Origin of the sequence: Streptomyces sp. NPDC017246, assembly GCF_044331325.1 — a bacterium.
GTDB lineage: Bacteria > Actinomycetota > Actinomycetes > Streptomycetales > Streptomycetaceae > Streptomyces.
In genome coordinates, this window is record NZ_JBIRMW010000004.1 from 518,228 (window position 1) to 524,425 (window position 6,198).

The 6,198-nt window shown below is 73.2% G+C and carries 7 protein-coding genes; 2 read left to right on the forward strand and 5 right to left on the reverse strand.

What is annotated here, in order from left to right; translation table 11 throughout:
• Positions 1-31: 31 nt before the first annotated feature.
• Positions 32-745: a (2Fe-2S)-binding protein gene (locus ACH4MY_RS12990; protein WP_398001627.1), complete on the reverse strand. Its 714-nt coding sequence runs from the start codon at positions 743-745 to the stop codon at positions 32-34.
• Positions 746-965: 220 nt separating this feature from the next.
• Between ACH4MY_RS12990 and ACH4MY_RS12995 the strand changes: the two genes are divergently transcribed.
• Positions 966-1,976 (forward strand): DMT family transporter, encoded by a 1,011-nt coding sequence (locus ACH4MY_RS12995; protein WP_398001629.1) that lies wholly within the window; start codon positions 966-968, stop codon positions 1,974-1,976.
• On the opposite strand, the gene ACH4MY_RS13000 is transcribed toward ACH4MY_RS12995, so the two are convergent.
• From ACH4MY_RS13000 to panD, 4 genes are all read right to left on the reverse strand, one after another.
• Entirely contained in the window at positions 1,857-3,356 is a 1,500-nt protein-coding gene (locus ACH4MY_RS13000) for a transglycosylase family protein (protein ID WP_398001632.1), read from the reverse strand. The genes ACH4MY_RS12995 and ACH4MY_RS13000 overlap by 120 nt on opposite strands.
• A gap of 486 nt (positions 3,357-3,842) precedes the next feature.
• Complete coding sequence (locus ACH4MY_RS13005; protein ID WP_398001635.1) at positions 3,843-4,517, reverse strand: aspartate/glutamate racemase family protein; 675 nt, start codon at positions 4,515-4,517, stop codon at positions 3,843-3,845.
• A complete protein-coding gene (locus tag ACH4MY_RS13010; RefSeq protein WP_398001638.1) occupies positions 4,514-4,858 on the reverse strand; it encodes a GNAT family N-acetyltransferase in 345 nt (114 codons plus the stop codon). The genes ACH4MY_RS13005 and ACH4MY_RS13010 overlap by 4 nt, the downstream gene beginning before the upstream one ends.
• A gap of 28 nt (positions 4,859-4,886) precedes the next feature.
• Positions 4,887-5,336: an aspartate 1-decarboxylase gene (gene panD / locus ACH4MY_RS13015; RefSeq protein ID WP_398001641.1), complete on the reverse strand. Its 450-nt coding sequence runs from the start codon at positions 5,334-5,336 to the stop codon at positions 4,887-4,889.
• Positions 5,337-5,912: 576 nt separating this feature from the next.
• On the opposite strand from panD, the gene ACH4MY_RS13020 reads away from it, so the two are divergent.
• The gene (locus ACH4MY_RS13020) at positions 5,913-6,083 is read left to right on the forward strand and encodes a helix-turn-helix domain-containing protein (protein ID WP_398001690.1); all 171 of its coding nucleotides are present in this window, start codon (positions 5,913-5,915) and stop codon (positions 6,081-6,083) included.
• Positions 6,084-6,198: the final 115 nt, after the last annotated feature.

A 6,198-nucleotide genomic window follows, 5' to 3' on the forward strand; every position in this document is an offset into this window, starting at 1 on the left:
TCGCCGATCGCGGGCTCTCGAAAGAGCAACTTTACGGAGCCGGGGGCCGCCCCTCCAAACCCGTTCGGGGGGCGTGGTCGAAGACACAGTCGCCGCAGAGCCCTCCGCCGGGGCAGCGGTAGTAGAGACAGCAGCTCGCGCGGCGCAGCCGGGGGCCGCGGACCGTGCCGGCGAGGTCGGGGTGGTCGAGGAGGCCCGAGACCAGGGCCGCGGCCCGTTCGGCCACCTCGGGGCGGCCGCGGGCGTGCGCCCAGCGGGTCAGCTCGCGCAGGGCCCCGGCGAGGGCGGAGCCCGCGTTGCCCCAGAGCAGGCGGGGGGAGATGCGGCCGTCGCGGCGCAGGGCCGCGTGGAGCGGTACGAGATGGGCCTCCTGGACGGCGGCGCGGAGCTCGTCCACGGTCGCGGGGCGGGTCCCGGAGCCCGCCCACCAGAGGTCGTCGGGGGAGGTGAGCGCCCCGTCCCAGTGGAGCTCCGCCGGGTCGAGGCCGGGGAAGCGGCCGTGGAGCGCGGCCGGCCCGAGGGCCGTCGACCAGAGCCGGGCCGCGAGCCCGAGGTGGGCGACGGAGGCGCCGACGCGCCGCTCGGGGGCGCCGAGCCGGGCGGCGACCCGGTCCACGCGCGCGTGGAGGGGGCCGTCCTCCCCCGCGTACAGGCGCGCGAGCGGGCGATGTGCTCCGCCGGTCTCCGGCGCGGTGGTGCGCAGGGCGAAGAATCCGCCCACCGATCCGCTCTCGACAAGATCCACCCGACGTTCCCCCTGGCTCCGATCCGAACTTTTCCGACCACCGTAGCGGCCCTGGGCGGCTCCCCGATGTGCCACCTAAAGGTCGCTTTGCACCCGTTCCGACCTGCGGGGGTGTACATCCGGAGGCGTACGCGGGGGCCGAGTACTGCGACCGGTGTACCCGCGAAGACGTCCCCTGGTACGACGACGCGATCGGCCGGGAAGAGAGATCGTGGAAGGTATGAGTCCCCTCCTGCTGTCCGTCCTCCTGGCCCTGGTCTCCGCGGTCGCCTACGCTGCCGCGGCGATCGTGCAGGAGCGGGTCGCGGCCTCCGCCACCGGTCCGCGCTACGCGCCGCTGCACAGCCCTGCCTGGTGGGGGTCCGTCCTGCTCAACGGCGTCGGCGCGGCCCTGCACGTCGCGGCCCTCGCGTACGGACCGCTCAGCCTGGTCCAGCCGCTGGGTGCCCTCACCATCGTGTTCGCGCTGCCCATGGCGGCCCTGTTCGTCGGCCGCAAGGCCGGATCGCGGGCCTGGCGCGGCGCCCTGATGGCCACGGTGGGCCTCGCGGGGCTGCTCAGCCTCACGAGCGGCGCCGAGGCGCGGTCCCTGGCGGACGGCGACCGCTGGCTGCTCGCGGGCTGCACCTTCGCCGTGGTGGGCGTCCTGTTCACGGCCGCGCACCTGATCGGCAGGTCCGTGCTGCGCAGTGTCGTCCTCGCCGCGGCGGCGGGCGTCTCCTTCGGGATCGCCTCCGTCTTCACCAAGGCGGTGGCCGAGGAGTGGACGCCGGACGCGCCGCTCGCCGAGTGGACCGGACTGCTCGTGCTGTCGGCCCTCGCCGTGACGGGCCTGCTGCTCTCCCAGGCCTCGTACCGGGGAGCGGGCCTCGCCGCCCCGCTGGCCACCGTCACGGTGGTCAACCCGGTGGTCGCCGCCGCCGTGGGCCTGACCCTGTTCGGCGAGAGCTTCCGCTACGGCACGGCGGGTACCGTCGCCGCCCTGATCTGCGGCGCGGTCGCCGCGGGCGGCCTGGTGCAGCTCACGCTCGACCGGATGACGGTTCCGGCCGAGTCGCTCCCGGCGTCAGATGCCCCGCGTGAGCCGGAGTCCGGCCGGGGGCCGACGGGGTCAGAGGGTGACGCCCCGCGCCCTGAGGTAGGCCAGGGGGTCGATGTCGGAGCCGTACCCGGGACCCGTCCGTACCTCGAAGTGGAGGTGCGGTCCCGAGCTGTTGCCGGTCGATCCTGAGCGCCCGATGCGCTGACCCGCGGTGACCCGCTGGCCCTCGCGGACGGAGAGCGCGGAGAGGTGCGCGTACTGGCTGTAGCGGCCGTCGTCGTGGCGGAGCACGATCTGGTAGCCGTACGCGCCGCCCCACCCGGCGGAGACGATCCGTCCCCCGGCCACGGCCTTGACCGAGGTTCCGGTGGGCACGGGGAAGTCGACGCCGGTGTGGTAGCCGCTGGACCATGAGGAACCGGGCTTGCCGTAGCGGGTGCCGATGCCCGCGGAGACGGGGGCGGAGTAGCGGTCCTCCTCCGCGGCGGCCGGGCGGGGCTTGGTCGTCGGCCGGGGTGCGGGCTTCGTCCGGGGCTTGGCGGTCGGCTTCGCCACGGGCTTGACCACGGGCTTGGTCGTCGGCTTGGCGGTGGGCTTCGCCACCGGCCCGCCTGTCGGCCGGGCCACCGGCTTCGTGCTCGGCCTCGCCGTCGGCCGTGAGTCGGGCCGGGCCGTCGACCCGGTCCCGGGCTTGGTACCCGGCCCTGTCCCGGGCCGCGCCGTCGGCTTCGTCACCGGGTGTGCGACGGGTCTGGTCCGGGGCCCGGGGGCCTGGGCGGAGGGCTTCGCGGCGGGGGTCTTCGTCGGGGAGGTCGTGGGGGCTGCCGCCTTCGGCGGGGTGGCGTTCGGCCCGGTCCCTCCGGGCTTCTTCGGCGCGGCGATGCGCAAGGTCAGTCGCTGGCCGGGGTGGATGAGGTCGGGGTCGTCGCCGACGACGGACCGGTTGGTGTCGTACAGGCCCTTCCAGCCGCCCCGGACCCGCTCGTCGCGGGCGATCCTCGACAGGGAGTCGCCGGGCGTCACCGTGTACATCTCACGGACGGCGGGGACGGCGGTCGGGCCGACGTTCCTGGCCGGCTTCTCGGGTAAGGCGCGCTGTCCCGGCAGGGAGGCGGTCCTGGGCGCGTTCCCGCCGCCGGTCGCCTTTGCCTTCCCCGCCGTTCCGCCCGGGGTGACGGCCGGCGCGTCCCCGCCCCGGGCCAGACCCGCGCGAGAGCCGCAGGACGGCCAGGCGCCGGGCCCCTGGCCCTTCAGAACGCGCTCCGCGATCGCGATCTGCTGGTCCTTGGAGGCGAGGTCGGCGCGCGGCGCGTAGTGCGTCCCGCCGTACTGCTCCCAGGTGGACTGGCTGAACTGGAGCCCGCCGAAGTAGCCGTTGCCCGTGTTGATGTGCCAGTGGGAGGTCGACTCGCAGGCGGCGACCTTCTCCCAGACATCGAGCGAGGCGGCCTGCACGGCGCCCGCGCCGATCAGCGGCAGCGCCATTCCGGCGCCTCCCGCGGTGACGGTGAGCGAAGCACGGTTGATCCGGCTCGGCTGGTGGCGGCGGTGACGTCCGCGTACGGCCATGGGCCCCCCTTGAACACAGCAGCAGCCGTCCAAGTTAGGGGTGGCGCACGCTCCGTGACAAGGGATACGCGAAAGCTCAAGGCGCTTCCGTCACCTCTGTGTTGACGCCCGTCGGCGACCGGCGGGTCCCGGCTGGGGCTGAGGCTCGGGTTCCGGTACGGGTCCGCCGGGCTGGGGCGCCGGGCTCGGATCGGGGTCCGGGGGGACCGGTACCGGGTTCGGCGGGGGTACGGGCGGCGGTGTGGGCACCGGCGGCGGAATCGGCGAGGGGGGCAGCGGATCGGGGTACGGGTGGGTCATCACGGGACCTCTCGGTCGACGGGTTCGTCCCTCACCAGGGTGGCCCGCCGGGCCCCGCCGCGCCCGCCGGACCGGCCCTTCGGGTCAGCCCCGCGTGGCCTTCGGGTCAGCCCCGTGTGTCCTTGGGGCCGCGCCCGCGTGGCCTTGGGGCCGGGCCCGCGATGCTTCGGGTCAGCCCGGTGGTCCTCAGGACCGGGCCCGCCGCGCGGCCAAGGTCCCGGCCACGGCGTCGGCGGCCGCGGCGAGTCCTGGCCGCGGGCTGGCCAGGACGGGCCGCCGGGTGGACATCCGTGCGACGGCGTCCGCCATGGACGCCTGGGCGAGCACGACGACACTGCCGTCCGTCTCGGGCGCGCCGTCCACCGCGGCCGCCACGGCGTCGAGGTAACCGTCCCGGTCCCCCGCCTCGAACAGTTCCCAGGCCCCCTCCAGCACGACGGTGCTGAGGAACGAGGTGTCCGGTCCCGACTCCTCGGCGATGAGGTCCACCGTGGGCTCCAGGGTGGAGCGCAGGGCCGCCACGACGATGATCCGGCGGTACCGGGCGGCCTCGGCCGCCATCGGCCGGTCCACCCGGAGCACGGGGACGCCGAGGACGGCCGCCTGCCGCTCGGCGACCCCGCCGATCGTGGAGCAGGTACAGAGCACGGCGTCGGCGCCGTCCGCGACGGCCCCGGCGAGCAGGGCGGCCACCGGATCGGCGACCGCCTCGGGCCCCGCCTCCCGGGCCCGTACCAGCAGCTCCTCGTCGACGAGGTGGTGCAGGACGAGCCCCGGGTGGTGCCGGTCGCGCAGCCCGTCGAAGACGGGGACGTGGACCGGCGAGGTGTGCAGCAGCGCCAGGGTGCCCGCCCTGGTCACCACAGCTCCGGGGAGGCCTTGAGCTGGAGCTTCGCCGCGCGGACCAGCTCGGACGGGGCGACCGGGGCCTGGTCCGGGTGACGCTCGGCCCAGGTGGCGGCGTACAGGCAGAGCGGCACGACGGGGACGCCCTCGGCGGCGGCGAGCGCGTAGAACTCGCGCACGAGCGCTCCGGCGACGCCCTTCCCCTCGTGGCCGTCCTCGACGACGGTGTGCACCGCGACCAGGGCGTGGGGCTCGGCGTCCAGGACGAAGTAGACGACGACACCGACGTAGGTGTCGCCCTCGAACGCCTCAAGGCGCCCGTTCGCCCGGTCGTCACGCATCGTCGGCTCTGCCATCGCGGCGGTTCTCCCTCGGCTCGGTCGTTCAGACCCCTGCGGTCGCGGACTCCGCGGCGGGTGCGGGCACGGCGTGCGGGCCGCGCACCGTGTCGCTCCCGGGGACGGGCGCGGACGCGTCGGTCCCGAGTTCCACGATGCGGTTGTCGCCGTCGACGTGCACGACCCGCGGGACGAACGTCCGGGCCTCGGCGTCCTCGACCTGCGCGTAGCTGATGAGGATCACGAGGTCGCCCGGGTGCACCAGGTGGGCGGCGGCGCCGTTGATCCCGATGACACCGGACCCGCGCTCGCCCTCGATCACATAGGTCTCGAGACGGGCCCCGTTGTCGATGTCGACGATGTGCACCAGCTCACCGGGCAGGAGGTCGGCCGCCTCCATCAGGTCGGCGTCGACGGTGACGGAACCGACGTAGTGCAGGTCCGCCTGGGTCACGGTCGCCCGGTGGATCTTGGACTTGAATATCGTTCGTATCATCGAGGTACTCCTGGACATAGGCTCCCTGCCTGCGTTTTTGCAGGTCAAGGGCTGTTTCCACACCCTACAACGAGTCGCAAGTCCGGGCAGCATTCCCCAGGTATTTCAGGACTGATGCTGACCACTTGCTGACTTTCCTGACGCATCATCAGGCAATGCCGGAGAGCTTCACCCGCCCCTCTGGACCCACCACGACGACTTCACAAGCCTACGCAGCTATCGCCCACGAGCCCCCGTGATCACCGTCACCCCGACGGATCGGCGACGACTCCCGATCCCTGCATCTGCGAGGGCCCCACCACCGCAGGAACCCTCGAAACAGCGCGGCAACCTAGCAGTGAATCCCGGGTCGGCAAAGCCGACGAACCTCATGACCATGGCCACAGTCCGCCCGGTGGCTCTTGGTAGTGACGCAGAGCGGCCACCAAGGATTTCCGGAATCCGGCCAGAGCAGAGCGCGACCCGGCACTGTGATCAGCCTCAGAGCACCTCGAGGAGCCGTCACCCATGGAACCGCAACCACACCCCTCCGAAAACGGCCGCCCGCGCAGGCGCCAGCCCGTTGAGCCCGTCCTCATGGAGACTTCCGAGGTTGCCGCGATGCTCAGCATGTCCACGAGCTGGGTCTACAGGGAGGCGTCGAAACTGGGCCTGAAGGGGTACAAACTCGGCCGAGGCAAGAACGCCAAGGTCCTGTACAAGAGGACTGAGGTCTTCAAATGGCTGGAGCAACATAAGATCCATTAACCTCGATCTTTCGTGACGGTCCGTCGGCTTCTTCGGCGGGCCGTTTCGGTTGTTCGGGTCGGTGGCGGGCACGCTGATGGCCCGGCTGTCGCGTCGGGTGGGCGCCGGGTTCCAC